This is a genomic window from Gillisia lutea (genome assembly GCF_021568705.1).
In the GTDB taxonomy this organism is placed as follows: Bacteria; Bacteroidota; Bacteroidia; order Flavobacteriales; family Flavobacteriaceae; genus Gillisia; species Gillisia lutea.
In genome coordinates, this window is sequence record NZ_JAKGTH010000008.1 from 270061 (window position 1) to 292462 (window position 22402).

The following is a 22402-nucleotide window of genomic DNA, read 5'->3' on the forward strand; positions in this document are numbered from 1 at the left end:
TATACTATTAAAAAGACTATTTATTTGATAATTACAGCTTATAAACTTGTTAATCCTACTTACACTCTACTTATAAAATTTATCTTTGTTTCCAATATCGCATTATATGAGGCCTAACCAACAAATTAAAATTTTTAGAACCATCAGTGTCCTTGAAGGAATTTCATTTTTAGTATTGCTTTTAGTAGCAATGCCTTTAAAATATCTTATGGATAAACCTCAAATGGTCCAAACAGTAGGAATGGCCCATGGTGTTTTATTTATTTTATATATTATAGGTGCGCTATGGATGTTTAAAATGCTGAATTGGACCTGGAAGACCCTTGTTATCGCTATTATTTGCTCTGTCCTGCCTTTCGGCCCGTTTTATGTCGAAAAAAAATTCTTGTAACGCTATGGAAGACCTTTTTGATTTTAAATTTATTACCTGTGCTTTAGAAGACTACCTTATTAAACAAGGAATGAATTTGGAAGTTGCCGAATATATCGGGTTATTTGTCAATCTCTCTGCCCTCATTCTTGCCGTATTAGTGATTAATTATATATTGCGAAGATTTGTTATTGAGTCCTTTAAAACCTTCACCAATAGAACAAAAACTACTTTTGATGATTTTCTTATAAAAAGTAATTTTCCAAAATATATAGGTCAGATCATACCTATCATCTTAATATATTCTACAATATCATATATCTTAATAGACCACCAGTTTATGTTAAAATTGGTTCTGTTTATACTGGATATCTATGTCATAATTCTGGTAGTATGGATTTTTAGAAGTTTGCTGAGAACCACTCGAAATTTTCTTAAAACTCAAGATGAATATAGTGATAAACCCTTAGATAGCTACATTCAGGTATTGATGATATTTATTTGGGTGGTAGGTATCATGTTTATTTTTTCTGAAATTACAGGGAAATCGGTAATTAATTTTGCGATTTCTCTTGGTGCAGCATCTGCAGTATTGCTACTGATATTTAAGGATACTATTTTAGGATTTGTGGCTTCAATTCAAGTTTCTGTAAACGATATTGTTCGAATTGGAGACTGGATAACCTTTAGTAAATATGGTGCTGATGGAAATGTAACTGAAATTAACTTAGCTACCGTAAAAGTCCAGAACTTTGATAATACTTTCACCTCAATTCCTACATACAGCCTTATTTCTGATTCATTTCAAAACTGGAGAGGAATGCAGGATTCTCCGGGAAGACGAATTAAACGAGCAGTTTTCATCAAACAGAATTCCGTTAAATTCGTATCTTCAGAAGACCTTGAAAGATATAAGAAAATAAGTTTGATTGCGCCTTATTTGGAGCATCGTCAAAAAGAAATTGACAAGTATAATAACACTAATAACATTAATAAAGAAATTCCGATTAACGGAAGAAACCAAACCAACTTGGGGATTTTTAGAAAATATGCCGATGCCTACTTGCAGGATCACTCTGCAATTCATAAAGAGCTATACTTGATAGTTAGGCACTTGGCTCCCACCCCTCAAGGGATTCCGGTAGAAATATTATGTTTTAGTAGAGATAAGCGTTGGGAAAATTTCGAATATATTTCCGCAGATATATTTGATCATCTAATTGCGGCAGTTCCCTATTTCGATCTAAAATTATTCGAGTCACCTTCCGGGGACGATATTCAACGATTATACACTAATTTTAAAGATGCCCCAGAGGCCTAACCTCTTTTCTAATAATTTATATTTATGAAATTAAAACCTTTCTTACAAGGCTTTGGAATATTCGCGGTAGTTCTTACACTTATACCAATCGCGGCGGCCGATTTCTGGTGGATACGAATGTTCGATTACCCCCATATTCAACTCACCATTCTAACCTTCGTAGCATTAATGACCTATTTCATAAAGTTTGATGTAAAATGGGTGGAAGATTATGTTTTTGTAGTGGTACTTGCTGCTTGTTTCTTATTCCAGTTATTAAAAATTTATCCTTATCTACCACATTCTAATTATGAAGTTGGAGACTCTTCGCCCACAGTAGATAAGGCTAATACAATAAAATTTTATGCCGCTAATGTCTTGCAAAAAAATACCAATCCAGATCTGCTAATTAAGGAAATTGAAGATAAAGATCCCGATATTTTACTATTAACAGAAACCGATAAGCGATGGCAAAACGATGTGGCGAGCGCAGTTGCCAAATATCCGTATAAAGCAGAAATGCCTTTAGATAATACTTATGGAATGTTATTATATTCAAAATTGAAAATGAAGGATCCTAAGATTAGGTTTTTAATAGATGACAGCATTCCTTCTATTCATACCATTTTAAAATTAAGATCGGGTAAGGAAATAAGCTTTCACGCTATCCACCCTACTCCACCAATGCCACAGGAAAATCCTTCGTCTACAGACAGGGATGGGGAGATGATGCTGGTTGCTGAAATGGCAATGAATAGGGATCTACCGGTAATTGTGGCCGGCGACTTTAACGATGTTGCCTGGTCTGGAACCTCTACCCTTTTCCGAGAAGTAAGCAGATTATTGGATGTTAGGGTTGGTAGAGGATTCTATAATTCATTTGATGTGAAAAGCTTCATTTTAAGATGGCCTCTAGATCACTTTTTTGTTTCAGAAGAGTTTAGAGTTTCAGAAATAAAAACAGGAGAAAGTATAGATTCCGATCACTATCCGTTTACTATAACATTAAGCTTAGAACCTGAAAGAGCTGCAGAACAAAAGGCTGAAGCACCAAGTAAAGACCAGTTAGAACGAGCGAATGAACAGATAAAAAAAGCAAAAGAAGAGCAGGCTGAAAAGAATGGAAATGAAAAATAACTTATAAACCCTGAAGTTTGCATTAAATACTTGCATAGAATTAGCAGGCTATTTAAGCATAATGTTTATTTTTAAAAAAAATAGAAAATGCTTCAAAACAACGACGCTAGTCAAGTAAAAACTATAAGTGAAGCTTTTTTAGAGTTTTACGATAATTTTATAGCCCAATTACCGGGAATTGGCTTTGGTCTTGTTATTATTATTTTAGGCGTACTAATAGGTACGTGGATTGGAAGATTTGCCCGACAGCGTATCTCTGCGCAAACTGAAGACCCATTAATGAGCAGGTTCTTAGGAAAAGCCATTCGGTTTTTCTTTATCATTATAGCCATCATGTTAGGTCTGAAAGCTGCAGGTCTTGGTGGAATCGCTACCGGTATTCTCACTGCCGCAGGAGCAAGTGCAGTAGTTTTGGGCTTTGCATTTAAAGATATTGGAGAAAACTTTATTGCAGGCATCATCCTCGCTTTTAACAGGCCATTTAATATTCATGATACAGTTGAAATTGGAGAAAACTTCGGAAAAGTGAAAGCCCTGGAATTTCGATATACCAAATTAAAAACATTTGATGGAAAAGATGTATATATCCCCAACAGTGATGTATTAACCAAACCAGTTACCAATTATACCGAAGATGGCTTTTACAGATGGAGTTTTGTTATTGGTATAGCTTATGAAGATAATATTGATGGAGCCAAAGCTACTGTGATGGAAGCATTAAAGAAGGAGCCTAATGTAATTGAGGACGTGGAACATCAAAATTTTGTAATTGAAGACGAACTTGCCACTAGCACAGTAAATTTGAAAGTATTCTTCTGGGTAGATACTAAAGATTTTAGAAGAATGGCAATGATAACCAAAGGAAATGTTGTTAGGAAAGTAAAAGAAGCCTTAGAAGATAATGGTTACTATATGCCGGCAGATATCCAGGAAATCAAAATTTACGGTGGAAATAAGCAACTAGATTTCCCTGTAAGACTTTCGCCCGAGATAAAAAACAATAGTGAGAAGGACAATATTTAATCTTTCAACCTGTCTTTTACATACTCGATTTTTGATTTCCCATGGGCTCGAGGTTTTCCATTTTTATCAAGGCTCACCATTACAATATTTTCTATTGTAATAATAGTTTCACGCGACATCTTATTTCTTACTTCACAACGTAACGTAAGCGATGCATTTCCAAATTTTACAACATCAATTCCAATTTCAATAATATCTCCCTGACTGGCAGAACTTTTGAAATTTATTTCACTCATAAATTTTGTAACCACCTTAGGGTTTTCTAATTGAATGATTGAATACAAAGCGCACTCTTCATCAATCCACTCTAAAAGTCGGCCTCCAAAGAGCGAACCATTTGGGTTTAAATCTTGAGGTTTTACCCACTTTCTAGTATGAAATCTCATAATTTTATAATTTAAAATATCTAAGTTAAACAGAAACTCCCAAACTTTCGGTGGCTTCTGAAATAATCTGAAGATGATCAAAAGCTAATTCAGGTAGTTTTTTAATACTGAACCATTTAGCTTCCCGGGCATCATCACTTCCCACTACTTCGAATTCCTTTTCCACGCTACCAACAAATGCTATAGAAATAGTTCTTCCACGTGGGTCTCTTCCTATCCTGCCAAAAGCATGTAATTGCTTTAAGCTCTCCAACTTCAAACCGGTTTCTTCTTTTAATTCTCTTTTGGCACCGGTCTCTAACTCTTCATCTTCTTCTAAAAATCCTCCCGGTAAAGCCCATTGATACTTATAAGGATCATTTTTCCTTTGAATAAGAAGCACCTTTTTATCGCTGTGTTCAATACAGAAAATCACGGTATCCACGGTTATTGCTATTTCCTGTTTCATCTTAATTTAGAGTGTTAGGGATTTTAATATTCATCTCAAACCTCTCATTCAATTTTTCAATAAGATAAGCGGAAAGTAAAGGAGATGCCTCTTCCAGGTTTTGATGCACAAAAAAATATAAATTTTTAAGACCTAATTTATACCAATCTTCAACCACTTTTAGCCAATCGTCCAATCGGGTATAATCTGAAGGATGGTTGGCACCGTTATATCTTATAAAAGCAGTATCATTCGTAAGTCGCATATGCAGTAAATCTCTCCTGCCCGCACTATCAGTTATAATATTGGAGATATTATATTTCATTAAAATATCATTTAATTCATTAGCCACTTGAGCATCGTTATACCAATCGGTATGTCGAAATTCTGCTGCTAAAGGAATTTCTTTTGGCCAGTGTTTAAAAAAGGGTTCCAATCTATCGATATTTTTTGGAAGAAAATTTTCAGGCATTTGTAAAAACACCATTCCTAATTTTTCTTTGAGCGGCAGTAAATTACTAACAAAATCATCTACCAAACGCTCACTGTCATTTAATCTTTTAATATGACTTATAAGACGTGGCACTTTGGGAAAGAACTGAAAATCATCTTCCGCTTTTTCATACCATTTTTCAAACTGTTCAGAAGGGAACATCCGGTAAAATGAAGCATTCAATTCTATAGAGTTGAATTGTGAAGTATAATATGTTAATTCATCTTTGGTTCCACGGGGATAGAAATTTTTAAGATCGGTTCTATTCCATTTTGCACATCCCACTCTAACATTCATAAATTTAGAAGGCTCTTGCTTTTCTAGGATTTCTACTGTTTGTTCATGGGTGGGAGGTAAACTAAAATCCACACTACCCGGGTCACTCACTTTTCCAAATTTCATAAAGTTATTTTTTGCTGATTTTTTTAATGTACACGGTCTTCTTATTTACAAATTCCTGTATGCCGTGCAACGAAAGCTCTCTACCATATCCTGATATTTTCGTGCCTCCAAAAGGCAATCTAGGATCACTTTTAACCAACTCATTAATAAATACGGCTCCATCTTCAAACTGCGGAACCATGCTTTCGGCAGCATCGAGATTTTCAGTAAAAACAGAAACTCCAAGTCCAAATGCTGATGAATTTACCATATCTATTGCCTCTTTTTCAGTTTTAAAAGTAGTAACGGAAATCACAGGACCAAAAGTCTCCTCCTTAAATACAGGCATATCAGGGGTTACTTCTGTTAGAATAGTGGGTTCAAAATAGGTTTTATCACGTTTACCTCCCACGAGTATTTTAGCGCCTTCTTTTAATGATTGTTGTACTTGCTTTTCAAGATCTTCGGCCAAATCTTCTCTTGCCATTACACCAATATATGTTTCAGAATCCATTGGATCTCCACTCTTCAACTCTCTAACCTCTTTAGTAAATTTCTCTAAGAAATCCTTTGCTATAGATTCATGTAATAACAATCGCTTCCCGGCAATACAACTTTGCCCGGTATTTTGAAAACGTGCCTGTACACATGTTCTTACTGTGTCTTCTATGGCTGCATCCCTAAAAACTACTAGGGCGTTACTTCCCCCCAGCTCTAAGACACTTTTTTTAATCTCCTCTCCCGCTATCGAAGCTACTGTACTTCCAGCAGGCTTACTTCCGGTAAGAGTGACCGCTTTTATTCTGAAGTCCCGAATAATAGCTTCAACCTTACTACTACTAATGGGCAAATTTTGAAAACACCCTTTAGGAAACCCAGCCCTTTCAAACACTTTTTGAATATTATTTGCAGATTGCATCACATTACTGGCATGCTTTAACACCCCTATATTTCCAGCCATTAATGCAGGAGCAGCAAATCGAAACACTTGCCAGAAGGGATAATTCCAGGGCATTACAGCCAAAATCACCCCAATGGGTTCGTATGTAATGTAACTCTTAAAAGCATTGGTAGAAATTGAGTCTTTGGACAATTGGGATGCGGCATTTTCGGCATAATATTCACAAACCCAGGCGCATTTCTCAATTTCTGCAATGGCCTGGGTGATTGGCTTCCCCATTTCCTGTGTGATATTTTCAGCATATTCCTGTTTATTTTTCCGAAGTTCAACCGCAGCCTTTAGCATTAATTTAGAACGTTCTTCAAAGCTGGTGTTCTTCCAACTGACAAATCGCTTATTAGCAACCTCAAGAGCTTCTTCTACTTCAATGTTAGTATATTCTTTTATAGAGAAAACCTCTTCTCCCGTATATGGATTCTTAGAAATAATCATGTCAAAAAAATGTTTTTTTAAAGATAAAAATACAGAAAAGAAGACCGGGAGCCATTAAGAGGACTTTAACGGAGTGTCCCATTGTTTACAAGTGGTTCAAAACTTGTAGTAGCACTTCCAATTATGGACTGAATTATTCTATAAATTTAATAAACTCTACTACTATGAATCAGCGAGATCTACAATTACTTGAATTACGACCTGAAATTCCTTCCGCCATAGTTACAAATAATATGAGTCGGGATGAGCATTTTCAAAACAAAACCCTTCGTCCCGTGGCCAAGCTCCAAAACGATCTTTTTATTGCGGTTTTTAAAAATTATATCAAGAAACACAAAAATGCTTTTTACTCCTTTTCAATAGAAAAAAAAATATCCTTCATTGAAAATGCTATTCAAAGGGATATTAAATTCAGAAATAGCCTAAAAGGTATCATGATTGGCCAGTTCACTATTGAAGAGTATGCGCTATACATTGAGAACTCTTCTGCTCTTAACAAAAGAATGATGAACATTGTAAAGGAGCGAATGTTTAGTAATATCCAGTTACTGGAGGAGGAAATGGCGTACTAGCAAGCCAATTATTATGGTAATGGTAAAGCTGATTAAGGTTCCTATTAGAACATATTCAGTTTGCTTCCTTGCCCCGGATTCCGATTTATCACTGAATCTTAGAATAGATTTTGCTGCAATAAGAAACCCTATAGCTGAAAAATTATTGGTAAGAATAAAGGTGAGTACGAGTATTCTTTCAAATATCCCGATGTATCTTCCTGCAGCATCCAGGCTATTTTTTTTATGAGTATTTTCTATTTCTACCTGCCATCGTAGTGTGGCCTTTCCTATCAAAAACCCTACAGGAAATGCAACGAATAAATAAGAAATTATAACTATTAAAAATTTAGTTGAGTTAAAGACATCTATTAAAAATGGAAGAATTTTATTGAAGCCATTAATGAGAAATAACCACAATAGCACTATTACCGCTATATGAAAAAGTTGATCCAGTAAGAAGTATTTTAAATTGTCTTTTAATTGATAAAGTTTCCAGAGATCAATTAAATAATGAGTTGCACTAATGATGAGGGCAACATACCACCATTCCCATTTTTGAAGAATAATTAGTGTTAGCACTCCTGAAATTAAGGCATGCAAAAGCAGGAAATAAGATCTTTCTTTATGTTTACGCTTATGCTTTATCCATTTTGTAGGCTGAAATACAAAATCGGTTAGAATATGCGCTAATAAAAACTGAAGCAGGAGTAGTAAACTATTTTCCATCTATAAATTTCTTTAAGATCACTTCTTTATATCTTTCAAGCAACACTGAAATAGCATCCCACCCTGCGGCTTTTTTACGTTGATTCACTGCCGATTGACTTATTTGGAGAACATCAGCAACTTCCCTTTCTTTTAAACCTAGCAGTAAATAATACACTACTTCTGCAGAAGCGGTACTCCACTTATCAGTAATAGTGTCTAGTAAGAAAAAAGAGGTGTTAAATTCGTTATTTATTTCTTCATATTCTGTTTTTATTTTCGTTTTCCTATTTTCACTTTTCATTTCATCTAAGGTACGTCCAGAAAATTGAAAGGCCTGGCCATTCGACTCCGATATAGCTTCTCGCTCTATTTCCACTGTTCCAATACCTATTGCCACTTTAAAATCTACAATTTTAGAATAAGCTCTACTTTTTTTAGTCTTTTTTAAATGAATCCTGTTTATGGCCGATTTAAGTTGCAATACGACATGCAGTGCATATTCCGGGTTTTTTATAATTCCCTGAAAACTATCTCCCCTGTAAATAGTTAAGCGAATATTCTCTTTTCCTAAAGTGTTAGATACCTTTTCAAACTCATCCCTAAGTGTATTTAGAACCTGTTCTAATACAGGTTCTTTATATAGTGTAGAATCTATTAAATCTGCTGTGATTACTGCTATCATAGTGTAAATATAATAAAAAAATTATTAGTCTATAAGCTTATAATCTTATAAAATTAGTCTATAGACTTATATTTTGTATTTATAAGTCTTTCAGCTTATAAATTACAGAGTGCTATTTTAATAAGTACTAAATATTTGCAAAACATTCTTCATTTGCTGATGGTATAATTACATTTAATAAAACAGAAAAAAATGGTACCAAATAAAAAAGAATTATTCAGTAAATGTCTGCAATTAGTAGATGAAAAAATAGAGAAATTTCAAGCCGAAATGGATAATATCAAGGAATCTATGGAAGCCAATGATGTTCATACCGATTATGATGAAGAAGGTAGTAAAGGTGAGTTATTAGGAGATTTTGAAAAATACGCCACATACCTAGATAATGCTCAAAAAATGAAGCAAACCCTAAGTACTGTAGATAGAGAACATTACAGCGAATACATCAAATTTGGAAGCGTGATCGAAACTAAAAATAATTTCTACTTTATAGCAGGTCCTATTGGAAATTTGAAAATGGAAGATGGACGCATCGTTCATGTAATTTCCACTGAAGCTCCAATTTTTGAAAAATTGAAAGGAAAAAAGGCAGGCGACACTTTTTTACTGAACGATGAAGAAGTCGAAATTTTAGAAGTCCATTAAAATTTACTCCGGATATTCAACTCTTAAATGAAATATATTCTTAAGCTTTTGCTTGAGAATTTTCTTTATGAGCTGAATTTCCTTAAAAGTAATATTAGCATTTAAGAACTGAGCCTCATCCATCTGCTTATCGATTATTTTTTCAACAAAATCGTTGATCTTGGTGGTGGTAGGCTCTTTTAAACTTTTACTAGCGGCTTCAACGCTATCGCACATCATTAAAATAGCGGTTTCTTTGCTAAATGGAATAGGTCCGGGATATTTAAAACTTTCTGGAGAAACATTTTCGTTTAGCTCTTTTTCTTTCATAAAAAAGAAATATACCGTGGTAGTACCATGATGGGTTCTAATGAAATCTATAACTCTGTCTGGTAGGTTATTTTTCTTAGCAATTTCAATCCCTTTAATGACATGGTCTATTATAATCTCTGCACTTTCTCGTGGGGATAACTCATCATGCGAATTTACCGAGCTTGTTTGATTCTCAGAGAAATAAGTAGGGTTTTCCATTTTACCAATATCGTGATACAAAGCTCCAACTCTGGCTAACATGGCATTGGCTCCAATCTCATTGGCAGCAGCTTCAGCTAAATTAGCTACATTGAGTGAATGATGAAAAGTTCCCGGAGCCTTTTCTGAAAGCTCTTTAAGCAATTTTGAATTTGTATCTGAAAGTTCTAATAAAGACATATCTGATACTAATCCGAATATCTTCTCATAAATATAAATTAGTGGCTGTACAAAAAGTGTGGCAAGACCACCCAGAATAAAAGTAAGAAACATCTCGGAATTCAAATCGAGTATATTTCCTTCCTGAATGACAGTAAAAGCAAAATAAACCAGGATATAAATAAATGTAATCTGCCCTACCGATATAAAGAGATTTGCTCTTTTGTAAAGTTCTGAAACAGTTAATATGGTTACTATTCCGGCAATAATTTGCAAAAACATATACTCGTAACTGTTAGGAACTATAAAGCCTAGGATAAGTACTGTTATAACATGGGCAAATAAGCCAAGCCTGGAGTCAAAAAAAGCTTTTAAAGTAAGCGGCAAAATACATAATGGAACAATGTAAACATACTTGGCTTCAAAATTCACTACCACTGTTGTGAGAAACACCATGAGGAGAATATTGAAAAATATAAAAGAGACTTTTACATTATTATCGTATATATCTCGTCTGTTCTTTCTAATAAATAGTAGTAGCATTAACAGTGCAAGACAAACCAATAAACTGTAGCCAAGCAAAATCCAGTTATAACTTGAATCACTCCATACCTGAGACTCATACTCTTTTTTCAGGGAGTTTAAAATATCCAACTTCTCCCCTTCAACAATTTCACCTTTAGAAACAATAATAGTTCCACGTTCAATACTGCCCCGGGTATAAGAAATAGCATTAAGCTTACTATCCAGTTCTTTTTGCGTTAGACTTTCATCATACGTTATGTTCGGCTTAATTATGTTGTAAAAAATTTCGAGTAACTCTGGTTTAAATGCGTTGAGATTATTCTGGGTAATAGTTTTTGTTAGGTAAGGAAGAATTTCATCTTGTGGAAATATCTTACCATAATTAACCTCATACGCCTCATTCCCCTTTTTTATGTAGACAAGTTTATCGTATTTTGTACCCCGTTCTTCCTGTAATACCCCATATTCATACAGTTCATTAAGCGTACTCTCTACATAGTTTGAAATTACCTTTTGCTTTCCAACTAAAATACTATCGGCAAAAATCAGTTTAATTTGTTGGGGAGCCTCAGCTTTTACCTGATTTACTATACTCTCATTGAATTTATAATAGGGAATATTATTCGCTATAATTTGTTCTCTTTCCTTAATAATTTCTGCATCAGTTTTAAGAATAGCAAAATTAAAAGGAGCATATAAATTTTCATATTGCCAGGGTTTCCCTTTTGTGATTTCATATTTAAACTTCCCTCCCTTGGGAAGCAGGTACACAATGAGAACAGCTGTCACAATAAATAAAAAGACCTTATAGAATAATGCCTGATTTTTATAGAAGTTGTTAATGAAATTATTCATTTAGGAAATTACTATTTTTCCAAATGTAATAAAAAAACCTCGTGCACTTAGAAGCCTTGGTTTCTTCTTTATAAAATCACTAAATTCGCATGAATATAAATTCAAATCTTGAAGTTATGAAAGAAGTTGTTATAGTTAGTGCCGCAAGAACCCCAATAGGTAGTTTTCTAGGAAGCTTATCTACTATTCCGGCAACTAAATTAGGATCAATCGCCATTAAAGGCGCCTTAGATAAAATCAATTTAAAACCAGAACTGGTTAACGAAGTTTTAATGGGTAATGTTGTACAGGCAGGAGTAGGACAGGCACCTGCCAGACAAGCCGCTTTAGGTGCTGGTATTCCTGACACCGTTCCTTGTACCACAATAAATAAAGTATGTGCCAGTGGTATGAAAGCTATGATGCAAGGAGCTCAAGCCATAATGTTAGGTGATGCTGAGATTGTTATTGCCGGTGGTATGGAAAACATGAGCTTAATCCCTCATTATTTACATTTAAGAAACGGACAAAAATTTGGTCCCGCTAGCATGATTGATGGGATGCAAAAAGATGGATTGGTAGATGCTTACGACCAGAACGCAATGGGAGTTTGTGCCGATCTATGTGCTACAGAACATAATTTTTCTAGAGAAGATCAGGACGAATTTGCTTTACAATCTTACAAACGCTCTGCTCAGGCATGGAAGGATGGAAAATTTGATAATGAAGTAGTTCCTGTGGAAGTGCCTCAGCGCAAGGGAGATCCAGTAGTAGTAAAAGAGGATGAAGAGTACAGAAATGTAAAAATGGATAGAATTTCCACGCTACGACCTGCCTTTACAAAAGATGGAACTGTTACTGCTGCAAATGCCTCTACTATTAATGATGGTGCCGGAGCTGTAATATTAATGAGTCGTGAAAAGGCAAATGAGTTAGGATTGAAAGTTCTAGCAAGCGTGAAGAGTTTTGCTGATGCAGCGGGAGAACCAAAATGGTTTACTACAGCCCCTTCTAAAGCCTTACCAAAAGCCCTGGCTAAAGCAGGAATCACTAAAGAGGATGTGGATTACTTTGAGTTCAACGAAGCATTTGCCGTTGTAGGTTTAGCAAACATGAAGTTATTAGGATTATCAGACAAGAATACCAATGTAAATGGAGGAGCTGTATCTTTAGGACATCCACTTGGTTGTTCGGGAGTAAGAATCGTCATAACCCTATTAAATGTACTGGAACAGAACAATGCTAAAATAGGAGCTGCTGCTATTTGTAATGGCGGTGGAGGTGCATCGGCAATGGTAATTGAGAGAGACTAAGTTAAATTTGCAATATTTAGTTGATGCAATACGGAATATGCAATCTTAGTATCGTACCTGTTAGAGTGCAGCCTGGTGATGCTTCTGAAATGATTACCCAACTCCTTTACGGTGATTTTTTTAAGATCTTAGAAGAAAGAGGTAAATGGAGTCGAATTCGTATTGCATTCGATTCTTTTGAAGGCTGGGTAGATAATCGTCAGTTTATTAAAATCGAAGAATCTGCCTACCAAGAATTAAATACAACTCCGGGAACCTATTCGGGAGATCTTATCGATTATTTAACCGACAGTTCCGGAGGGTTGACCACAATCCCGTTTGGAGCAAGGTTAAATCACTCTCAGAAATTAGGTCATCTTTTTGAAGGGAGAGCAATTAGTGGTATCAAAGAAAAACAGAATCTTATAAATACTGCATTACTGTATTTGAATGCTCCCTATTTGTGGGGAGGAAAGACGCCATTTGGAATAGATTGTTCGGGTTTAACACAAATGGTGTATAAATTGAATGGCTATTCACTTTTAAGGTCTGCAGCCCAGCAATCTAAACAAGGGGAAGCTTTAAGCTTTATTGAAGAAAGTGAACCTGGAGATCTGGCTTTTTTCGACGATTCAGATGGCACTATCACCCATGTTGGAATTATGATGCAGGATAACCATATTATACATGTAAACGGAAAAGTTCGAATAGACCGTATAGATCACTCGGGTATTTTTAATATGGATCTAAAAAAGCATACTCATCAGCTAAGGGTTATAAAAAAGATTATCTAAGCTTTATATAATAAGCTACTATTATTATAAAGTAAAAAACAAAAAAGGCTGCCAAATTTTGGCAGCCTTTTTTATATCATAACAATTCTAACTATTTTTCTAGCTCAGTAAGCTTCGCTTGTAAAGCATCAGCTTTGTCATTACTGCCTATTTGGTAGTAGATATTCATAGTAGTACGAATAGCTTCTTTATTAGATGGGTCACTTTCCATAACTTTTTCTAAATATGGAAGTGCATCTTTATAAATATTTTTACGCTTTTCAGCTAATTCGTCATATTTCTTAGTATCAGCTTTACTCATACCTAAACCATTCATCTCTTCTACAATAGCAGCTTCCTGAGATAAAATAGCTGCAGCAATATTTAAACGAGCTTCAGACATCTCTGGTTTCAACTCTAAAGCTTTTTTATAATATCCAATAGCTTTTTCACTATCTCCAATTTCAAAAGAAGTTACTCCAAGATTGTAATATAAAGTAGGGTTTGTTGGATCTTGGTCGATTATGTTTTCCATAATCTCCTTGTACTTATCCTTATTCCCCATTCTATAATACATATCTGCTTCAGATTGCAATAAAGCAATATCTCCAGGATTTGCCGCTTTTGCTTCATTCATGGCGTTGATAGCTTTTTCATCTTCACCTTGCTGAATATAAATTAATGCAATATTCTTAGCGATTTCACCAGCTTTTGATTCGGTAACTCTGTCTTCCGGTTTGATGTACTCACCAGATTTTACCATAAGGTCTCTCTGGGCTTTATTCATTGCCTCTTCTTCTCCAGTCTCCTTATTAACTGCAATGTACTGAGTTTCGATCCCTGTATAACCAAGGCTTTTCAATTCATTGTAGTATTCCAAAGCAACATCATATTTACGAGCATTTACAGCATTTGAAGCTGCATAGTATAAATACAATGTATCGGCTTTATTGATTTGATAGGTTGCAAATAACTTGTTGGCAGCATCCTCAAATTTTTCGGTTCCCTGGTCGTCTATAGCACTTTGAACTAAACTATTAACTACTCCAGATAAACCAACTTTAGCGTCTTCTTTAGCTCCCATTTCTTCCGCTTGCTTAAAAGCATCTGCAGCAACTAAAAGATCATCTAGAGAAACCCCTTCTCCAGTACCAAAGTAAGCTCTACCTTTAAATAGATAGTAATCTGACTTATAGCTGTCATTTACTTCAGCTAAATTTGGTTCTGCCTGCTGTAATAAAGTTTTTGCCTGTGCAAAACTTCCTTTCTCAACTGCTTTACCGGCATCACGGATTTCTTTTTTTTGAGCTATAGCAACAACCGATAATAAGGATAATGCTATGGTTAAAAAATTAGTTTTCATTCTGTTTTGGTTTTTAGATTATTTATTCTTCACTATCGTTAGCAATAGTTGTGCCATCTAAGGACTGGTCGTCGGTTTCAGGTAGTTCAGCCCCCTCCATATCTTCAACAGCATCTTCATTTTTCATCACTTTAGCAACTGCAGCAATGGCATCATTCCCTTTTAAGTTGATTAGTCGAACTCCTTGTGTTGCTCTTCCCATTACTCTAAGATCTTCCACGCTCATTCTAATTGCTAAACCAGATTTATTGATAATCATTAGATCGTCATTATCGGTAACATTTTTTATAGCTACCAACTCTCCGGTTTTATCTGTTACAGAAATAGTTTTTACACCTTTTCCGCCACGATTCGTGATTCTATAATCCTCAAGTTGAGAACGTTTTCCGTAACCATTTTCTGAAACTACTAAAATATCAGTTTCCATATCGTTCACGGAAATCATTCCAACTACCTCGTCATTATCATCTGCCAGAGTAATACCTCGCACTCCAGAAGCGCTTCTACCCATTGGTCTTGTTTTGCTTTCTTCAAAACGAATAGCTTTTCCGCTTTTCACAGCTAACATTACATGGCTGTTTCCTGTCGTTAACTTAGCTTCTAACAACTCATCATCTTCTCTAATTGTAATGGCATTAATACCATTTACACGCGGGCGAGAATATTGTTCTAAAGCTGTCTTTTTGACCTGACCTTTTTTAGTAGCCATGATCACGAAATGATTGTTGATGTACTCTTCGTCTTTTAAATCTTGAGTACATATAAAAGCTTTCACCTTGTCATCCGGCTCAATATTAATAAGGTTTTGAATCGCTCTACCTTTAGATGTCTTACTGCCTTCTGGTATTTCGTAAACCCTCATCCAGAAACATTTTCCTTTTTGAGTGAAGAACAACATATACTGGTGATTTGTTCCTGAAAATAAATGCTCTAAGAAATCTTCACTTCTTGTAGTAGAACCTTTTTGTCCCACTCCACCCCTATTCTGGGTTTTATATTCATTTAAAGAAGTTCTCTTAATATACCCGGCATGAGAAATCGTGATAACTACCTGCTCATCAGGGATCATATCTTCAATACTCAGATCTCCTCCGGCATACTCTATTACAGATCTTCTTTCATCACCATATTTATCTTTAATCTCAAGTAACTCATTCTTAATAACATCCATTCTACGCTCTTTACGATCAAGAATATCCTTAAGATCAGTAATGGTCTTTAAGATTTCATCGTACTCGGCACGTAACTTATCTTGTTCCAGTCCTGTAAGTTGTCGCAATCGCATTTCTACGATAGCTCTGGCCTGAATCTCTGATAGTTCAAAGCGCTCGATTAATTTTGATCTTGCTTCATCTCCATTATTGGAAGCTCTAATAAGTTTTATTACTTCATCAATATTATCGGAAGCAATAATTAAACCCTCTAAAATATGAGCTCTCTCTTCAGCTTTACGAAGTTCATACTGTGTTCTTCTAACTACTACTTCATGTCTATGTTCTACAAAATGGTAGATCATGTCCTTAACATTCAGCATTTGCGGACGACCTTTTACAAGGGCAATGTTATTAACGCTAAAACTGGTTTGTAAAGCAGTATGTTTATAAAGAGTATTTAAAACGATATTTGGAATAGCATCACGCTTTAGTATATAAACGATTCGCATTCCATTTCTATCTGATTCGTCACGAATCGTAGAAATACCCTCAATTTTTCTGTCGTTAACCAAGTCGGCAGTCTTCTTAATCATATCGGCTTTATTTACCTGATATGGAATTTCTGTGACTACTATGGATTCTCTCCCGTTAACTTCTTCTAGAGTAGACTTCGCACGCATAACAATACGTCCTCGCCCGGTTTTAAAAGCTTCTCTTACCCCATCATAACCATAAATGATACCTCCTGTTGGAAAATCTGGAGCTTTAATATGTGTGATTAGTTCATCTATCTCAATATCATTATTGTTGATATAAGCGATAGTTCCATCAATTACTTCTGAAAGATTGTGTGGGGGCATATTAGTAGCCATACCTACCGCAATACCACTTGCTCCATTAACCAATAAGTTAGGAACTCTGGTTGGAAGCACTGTAGGTTCATTTAAGGTATCATCAAAGTTTAACTGAAAATCTACAGTTTCCTTTTCGATATCTGCTAACATATCTTCGGCAATCTTACGCATTCGAGCCTCCGTATAACGCATTGCTGCCGGGCTGTCTCCATCAATGGATCCAAAGTTACCCTGCCCATCTACTAACATATAGCGCAAACTCCATTCTTGGGCCATACGCACCATTGTGTCGTAAACTGAAGTATCTCCGTGTGGATGATACTTACCTAATACTTCCCCAACAATTCTAGCCGATTTCTTATGGGCCGTGTTGGCTCTAATACCAAGTTCATGCATCCCGAACAAAACTCTTCTGTGTACGGGTTTTAACCCATCGCGCACATCTGGTAGCGCACGTGACACAATGACCGACATCGAATAATCGATATAGGCCGATTTCATTTCATCTTCAATGTTGATAGGAATTAACTTTTCTCCTTCAGCCATATTAAAATAGTTTATTTTAGTTTAAAAATCTAACGTGCCAATTTACGTATTTTCCCAATGTTTTAAAGGCTATGAGCTGTACTTTTAATAAAATTTATTAACAAAAATTTTAGTGCTCTTCGTTAATAAGTTCGTTATATTCAATTTTGAATATTGAAAGTAATTTTGTCAATTAGCTAACGACTCAGTAAAAGGTATAATTTTTGAATCTTTTTGAGAAATTAGTAACTAGAGAAAGGAAATAAGATGGATGATAATTTTTCACCCAAAGTAAAAGATGTCATTGCATATAGCAAGGAGGAAGCTCTAAGGCTAGGGCATGATTTTATAGGGACTGAACACTTAATGCTTGGATTACTGCGCGAAGGCGATGGAAAAGCCATAAATATTTTGAATGCCTTAGATATAGATTTAAGTCACTTAAGACGCAAAGTAGAAATTCTAAGTCCGGCAACCCCGGAAAATACTGGTCTTTCTAATGAAAAGAAAAACCTGCACCTTACAAGACAGGCTGAAAGAGCGTTAAAAACAACGTTTCTGGAAGCTAAGTTATTTCAAAGCACTTCTATTAATACCGCACACCTGCTATTATGTATTTTAAGAAATGAAAATGACCCTACTACCAAGTTATTGAATAAGCTTAAAATTGATTATGAAGGTGTTAAGGATCAATTTAAATATATGATAACGAACGACGACGATTATATAGAAGCTCCAAGAGCCGAATCATTTTCAGAAGAAGATGGAACTAGTGACGATACTACAAAAGACAATCCTTTTAGCTCTGCAGGGAATAAAACCAGCAAAAAATCTAAGACCCCGGTTTTAGATAATTTCGGAAGAGACCTAACTGCCATGGCAGAAATAGATAAATTAGATCCTGTTGTTGGAAGAGAAAAAGAAATTGAGCGTGTAAGCCAGATTTTGAGCCGACGTAAAAAGAATAATCCTTTACTTATTGGTGAACCGGGTGTAGGAAAATCGGCAATTGCTGAAGGTCTCGCATTGAGAATTGTAAAAAGAAAAGTGTCACGAATACTTTTTGATAAGCGAGTGGTGACCTTAGATCTTGCAAGTTTAGTTGCAGGTACAAAATATAGAGGTCAGTTTGAAGAACGCATGAAAGCGGTTATGAATGAACTTGAAAAGAATGACGATATCATTCTCTTCATCGATGAAATTCATACAATTGTAGGTGCCGGAGGTGCTACAGGAAGTCTGGATGCGAGCAATATGTTCAAACCTGCATTAGCTAGAGGTGAAATACAATGTATTGGTGCTACCACTTTAGATGAGTATAGACAATACATAGAAAAAGACGGCGCATTAGAGCGTAGATTTCAAAAAGTGATTGTAGAACCTACTACGGTAGACGAGACTTTAGAAATTTTAAATAACATTAAAGCGAAATACGAGGAACATCATAATGTAGCCTATACACCAGAAGCTATTGAGGCTTGTGTAAAGCTTACAAACAGATATATGACCGAGAGATTCCTTCCGGACAAAGCCATTGATGCTTTAGATGAGGCAGGAGCCCGTGTGCATATTACAAACATAGAAGTTCCAAAACAGATTCTGGATCTGGAAAAGAAACTTGAAGAAGTACGCGAAAATAAGAATGCGGTAGTGAAGAAACAAAAATATGAAGAAGCTGCAAAACTGCGTGATGATGAAAAAAATCTTGAGAAACAATTAGGCATAGCTCAGGAAAAATGGGAAGAAGAATCTAAGAAACATAGAGAAACCGTTACCGAAGATCATGTGGCTGATGTAGTTTCTATGATGACAGGCGTTCCGGTTAATCGTATTGCGCAAACAGAAATTAATAAATTAGCTGAACTTCCTAAAAGAATTAAAGGGAAAGTTATTGGTCAGGATGATGCAGTTAATAAGGTGGTTAAAGCAATCCAGCGTAACCGTGCAGGATTAAAAGATCCAAATAAACCTATTGGTTCATTTATCTTCTTGGGCCAAACCGGAGTTGGTAAAACACAATTAGCTAAGATACTCGCAAAAGAATTATTTGATAATGAGGATACCCTTATTAGAATAGACATGAGTGAGTATATGGAGAAATTTGCAGTTTCCCGATTAATTGGTGCACCTCCAGGATATGTTGGATATGAAGAAGGTGGCCAACTCACCGAGAAAGTTCGACGTAAACCTTACGCTGTAATCCTACTGGACGAGGTTGAAAAAGCTCATCCCGACGTTTTTAATATGCTACTACAGGTATTGGATGATGGATATTTAACTGACAGTTTAGGTAGAAAGATCGATTTTAGAAATACCATAATTATTATGACTTCAAATATCGGATCTAGAAAGCTTAAAGATTTTGGTCAGGGAGTTGGTTTTGGTACAGCGGCAATCAAATCTCAGATTGATGAAAATGCCAGAAGCGTTATTGAAAATGCTCTTAAAAAAGCGTTTGCGCCTGAATTTTTGAACAGAATTGATGATGTAATTATTTTCAACTCTCTTGATAGAGAAGATATTCATAAAATTATCGATATCGAGCTTGATAAATTATATGTAAGACTTGGTTTAATAGGTTATAGCTTAACTTTAAGTGAAAAGGCCAAAGATTACATTGCAGATAAAGGATATGATAAAGATTATGGAGCAAGACCTTTAAACCGAGCTATTCAAAAATATATCGAAGATGTATTAGCTGAAGAGATTATCACCTCTCATTTAACAGAAGGCGATAAAATTTTTATGGATCTTGATGAAGCTAAAAATGAGCTTACTATTGAGATAGAAAAAAAGAGAGAAGAAGAGACAGAATCTTAGAATTAGAGTAATTAGATACAATATAAAGACTGCTTTAGAGTTAATTTTTCTAAAGCGGTCTTTTTTTTGTTTCCTATAACCAAGCGATTGAATGCACTATTCTTAAAATCAATCGATTACATTTTTATCTACGAAATTTCAATTAATTTAACATTTTCAATACAATATTCATATATTTGAAATGCACGTAATTCCCTACAATTATATGACCCCACCCCTACTTGAACTCGATTTTGGTAAAGTTTATTTATTAGAGAATATCATGATAGCCGAACTTCATGAGGGAATTCTCTTAGATGTAGAAAGAAATAGAGAACTTCTTGATTTAGCCGGTAATCATTTTAAAGAGCAACCTTACGGATATATCTCCAATAGGTCAAATTCTTATGCCGTCAATCCTTTGGTGTACCTTGAATCTGCCAGTACTGAAACTTTAAAAGCAATTGCTGTGGTCACTTCCGATCCGGTAGTAATACAAAACACCATTATAGAAAAGCAATTTTATAAAGATTCAAATTCGTTTGAAGTGTTTTCCACTCTCGAAGAAGCCATTAATTGGATAAAATTTATAATTCCTACTAATCAAACAGCAGCGCCTCGTCAATTTGGAAACTCTTGAGAAATTCCTTTGAATGAGCAATATGTGTAGACATGATTTCGTCTTCCTTTATGATAGGCACCTCTTTCCGAAATGCTTCCAAGAATTTCTGAATAAAAGTAGAAGTTAAGGCAGGTGCTCTAAAATGTAGGGCTTGAGAAGCATTAAACAGTTCAATTGCAAGAATGGTATTAATGTTTTCGATAATTTTTAGAACTTTCGTAGCTGCATTTGCCCCCATACTTACATGATCTTCCTGCCCATTTGAAGATACTATAGAATCTATGCTGGCAGGGGTTGCATACTGTTTATTCTGACTTACGATGCTGGCTGCTGTATATTGGGGAATCATAAATCCGCTGTTCAAACCGGGGTTCTCTACCAAAAAGTTTGGCAAACCTCTAAGACCAGATACTAATTGATAAATCCTTCTTTCTGAAATATTTCCTATTTCAGACATGGCAATTGCCAAATAATCTAAGCCTAACGCTAAGGGTTGCCCATGAAAATTCCCTCCGGAAATAATCTTATCGGCTTCCATAAAAATATTAGGATTATCTGTTACCGAATTTATTTCTGTTTTAAATGTTCTTCTTACAAAAGAAAGAACATCCTTTGTTGCACCATGAACTTGAGGAATACATCTAAAGGAATATGGATCTTGTACATTTTCCTTTTCGCTAATAGCAATTTCACTATCTTTCAAAAATTCTCTTATACGCTCGGCTGTTTTAACCTGACCACGATGCGGCCTTACCAGGTGAACTAATTCATCAAAGGGTGACAAATTACAGTCGAAAGCATCAATAGAGACCGCTCCAATAAGATCAGCCATGTAACACAACCTATAAGACTCCAACAAGGCATAAATTCCATGGGCACTCATAAACTGTGTTCCATTAAGCAAAGCCAATCCTTCCTTAGATTGAAGTTTAATAGGTTGCCAATTGAACCGCTTCATTATTTCACTAGTGTCCTGCCTTTTCCCTTCAAAATATACCTGGCCTTTTCCTATTAAAGGTAGTGCCATATGTGCAAGCGGAGCTAGGTCTCCCGAAGCCCCCAACGATCCTTGTTCGTATATTACGGGAAGTATGTCTTCGTTATAGAAAGCTATAAGCCTTTCCACCGTTTCTAAAGACACTCCCGAATTACCATAACTAAGAGATTGAATTTTCAATAATAACATTAAACGGATGATGGGATTTTCAACTAGATTCCCAGTTCCACAAGCATGAGACATCACAAGGTTCTCTTGCAACTTAGTTAAATGATCGGTAGAGATTTTCACATTACATAATGATCCAAAACCAGTATTAATACCGTACACCGGAGCATCACTTTTCCTTATTTTCTCATCAAGATATCTCCTGGCTTTTTCAATATTTACTCTAGCTTCGTCACTCAAGTCAAGTTTTAATTTATTTCTGGTGATATTTCGGATAGTTTGTAAATCTAAAACTGCGGAACTTATATAATGATATGAACTCATAAAG

Annotated in this window: 20 protein-coding genes; 10 read left to right on the forward strand and 10 right to left on the reverse strand. The window is 35.4% G+C overall.

Annotated elements, in window-relative coordinates:
- Positions 1 to 106 precede the first annotated feature (106 nt).
- The 4 genes from L1I30_RS08390 to L1I30_RS08405 all read left to right on the forward strand — a co-directional run bounded on the left by L1I30_RS08390 (position 107) and on the right by L1I30_RS08405 (position 3830).
- Positions 107 to 391, forward strand: coding sequence for a DUF3817 domain-containing protein (locus L1I30_RS08390; protein WP_236133829.1), 285 nt, complete (start codon positions 107 to 109; stop codon positions 389 to 391).
- A 4-nt stretch (positions 392 to 395) separates the two neighbouring features.
- Positions 396 to 1691: a mechanosensitive ion channel family protein gene (locus tag L1I30_RS08395; protein WP_236133830.1), complete on the forward strand. Its 1296-nt coding sequence runs from the start codon at positions 396 to 398 to the stop codon at positions 1689 to 1691.
- A 24-nt stretch (positions 1692 to 1715) separates the two neighbouring features.
- Positions 1716 to 2807, forward strand: a complete 1092-nt coding sequence (locus L1I30_RS08400; protein ID WP_236133831.1) for an endonuclease/exonuclease/phosphatase family protein — start codon at positions 1716 to 1718, stop codon at positions 2805 to 2807.
- Between the two features lie 87 nt (positions 2808 to 2894).
- A complete protein-coding gene (locus tag L1I30_RS08405) occupies positions 2895 to 3830 on the forward strand; it encodes a mechanosensitive ion channel family protein (protein ID WP_236133832.1) in 936 nt (311 codons plus the stop codon).
- Here the strand turns inward: L1I30_RS08405 and L1I30_RS08410 are convergent.
- From L1I30_RS08410 to L1I30_RS08425, 4 genes are read right to left on the reverse strand one after another with little or no spacing between them, the layout of a single operon-like run.
- Positions 3827 to 4216, reverse strand: a complete 390-nt coding sequence (locus L1I30_RS08410) for an acyl-CoA thioesterase (protein ID WP_236133833.1) — start codon at positions 4214 to 4216, stop codon at positions 3827 to 3829. The genes L1I30_RS08405 and L1I30_RS08410 overlap by 4 nt on opposite strands.
- 25 nt (positions 4217 to 4241) lie before the next feature.
- Entirely contained in the window at positions 4242 to 4664 is a 423-nt protein-coding gene (locus L1I30_RS08415) for an NUDIX domain-containing protein (protein ID WP_236133834.1), read from the reverse strand.
- 1 nt (position 4665) lies between these two features.
- Positions 4666 to 5538, reverse strand: a complete 873-nt coding sequence (locus tag L1I30_RS08420; RefSeq protein WP_236133835.1) for a DUF72 domain-containing protein — start codon at positions 5536 to 5538, stop codon at positions 4666 to 4668.
- Between the two features lie 4 nt (positions 5539 to 5542).
- Positions 5543 to 6910: an NAD-dependent succinate-semialdehyde dehydrogenase gene (locus tag L1I30_RS08425; RefSeq protein WP_236133836.1), complete on the reverse strand. Its 1368-nt coding sequence runs from the start codon at positions 6908 to 6910 to the stop codon at positions 5543 to 5545.
- A 164-nt stretch (positions 6911 to 7074) separates the two neighbouring features.
- On the opposite strand from L1I30_RS08425, the gene L1I30_RS08430 reads away from it, so the two are divergent.
- Positions 7075 to 7482 (forward strand): glyoxalase, encoded by a 408-nt coding sequence (locus L1I30_RS08430; RefSeq protein WP_236133837.1) that lies wholly within the window; start codon positions 7075 to 7077, stop codon positions 7480 to 7482.
- Here L1I30_RS08430 and L1I30_RS08435 read toward each other — a convergent pair.
- Both L1I30_RS08435 and L1I30_RS08440 read right to left on the reverse strand, forming a co-directional pair.
- Complete coding sequence (locus L1I30_RS08435) at positions 7456 to 8190, reverse strand: DUF3307 domain-containing protein (protein WP_236133838.1); 735 nt, start codon at positions 8188 to 8190, stop codon at positions 7456 to 7458. The two genes, L1I30_RS08430 and L1I30_RS08435, sit on opposite strands and share 27 nt — an antisense overlap.
- A complete protein-coding gene (locus L1I30_RS08440) occupies positions 8180 to 8854 on the reverse strand; it encodes a SatD family protein (RefSeq protein ID WP_236133839.1) in 675 nt (224 codons plus the stop codon). Before L1I30_RS08440 ends, L1I30_RS08435 begins: the two co-directional genes overlap by 11 nt.
- Positions 8855 to 9046: 192 nt before the next feature.
- Here L1I30_RS08440 and L1I30_RS08445 point away from each other — a divergent pair, with 192 nt between their 5' ends.
- Complete coding sequence (locus L1I30_RS08445) at positions 9047 to 9499, forward strand: transcription elongation factor (protein WP_236133840.1); 453 nt, start codon at positions 9047 to 9049, stop codon at positions 9497 to 9499.
- 3 nt (positions 9500 to 9502) lie between these two features.
- Here the strand turns inward: L1I30_RS08445 and L1I30_RS08450 are convergent, their stop codons facing one another.
- Positions 9503 to 11548 (reverse strand): HD family phosphohydrolase, encoded by a 2046-nt coding sequence (locus L1I30_RS08450; protein WP_236133841.1) that lies wholly within the window; start codon positions 11546 to 11548, stop codon positions 9503 to 9505.
- A 116-nt stretch (positions 11549 to 11664) separates the two neighbouring features.
- On the opposite strand from L1I30_RS08450, the gene L1I30_RS08455 reads away from it, so the two are divergent.
- Together L1I30_RS08455 and L1I30_RS08460 are read left to right on the forward strand one after the other, a co-directional pair.
- Positions 11665 to 12840 carry an acetyl-CoA C-acyltransferase gene (locus tag L1I30_RS08455; RefSeq protein ID WP_236133842.1) on the forward strand — a complete coding sequence of 392 codons (1176 nt, stop codon included), beginning with the start codon at positions 11665 to 11667 and terminating at the stop codon, positions 12838 to 12840.
- Between the two features lie 23 nt (positions 12841 to 12863).
- Complete coding sequence (locus tag L1I30_RS08460) at positions 12864 to 13613, forward strand: C40 family peptidase (RefSeq protein WP_236133843.1); 750 nt, start codon at positions 12864 to 12866, stop codon at positions 13611 to 13613.
- Positions 13614 to 13704: 91 nt separating this feature from the next.
- Here L1I30_RS08460 and L1I30_RS08465 read toward each other — a convergent pair whose 3' ends face one another.
- Positions 13705 to 14955: a tetratricopeptide repeat protein gene (locus tag L1I30_RS08465; RefSeq protein ID WP_236133844.1), complete on the reverse strand. Its 1251-nt coding sequence runs from the start codon at positions 14953 to 14955 to the stop codon at positions 13705 to 13707.
- 22 nt (positions 14956 to 14977) lie between these two features.
- Positions 14978 to 17509, reverse strand: a complete 2532-nt coding sequence (gene gyrA / locus L1I30_RS08470; RefSeq protein ID WP_236133845.1) for a DNA gyrase subunit A — start codon at positions 17507 to 17509, stop codon at positions 14978 to 14980.
- 246 nt (positions 17510 to 17755) lie between these two features.
- Here gyrA and L1I30_RS08475 point away from each other — a divergent pair, with 246 nt between their 5' ends.
- Positions 17756 to 20308 carry an ATP-dependent Clp protease ATP-binding subunit gene (locus L1I30_RS08475; RefSeq protein WP_236133846.1) on the forward strand — a complete coding sequence of 851 codons (2553 nt, stop codon included), beginning with the start codon at positions 17756 to 17758 and terminating at the stop codon, positions 20306 to 20308.
- Between the two features lie 205 nt (positions 20309 to 20513).
- Positions 20514 to 20927 (forward strand): hypothetical protein, encoded by a 414-nt coding sequence (locus tag L1I30_RS08480; protein ID WP_236133847.1) that lies wholly within the window; start codon positions 20514 to 20516, stop codon positions 20925 to 20927.
- Here L1I30_RS08480 and hutH read toward each other — a convergent pair.
- Positions 20887 to 22398 (reverse strand): histidine ammonia-lyase, encoded by a 1512-nt coding sequence (hutH, locus tag L1I30_RS08485; RefSeq protein ID WP_236133848.1) that lies wholly within the window; start codon positions 22396 to 22398, stop codon positions 20887 to 20889. The two genes, L1I30_RS08480 and hutH, sit on opposite strands and share 41 nt — an antisense overlap.
- Positions 22399 to 22402 lie beyond the last annotated feature (4 nt).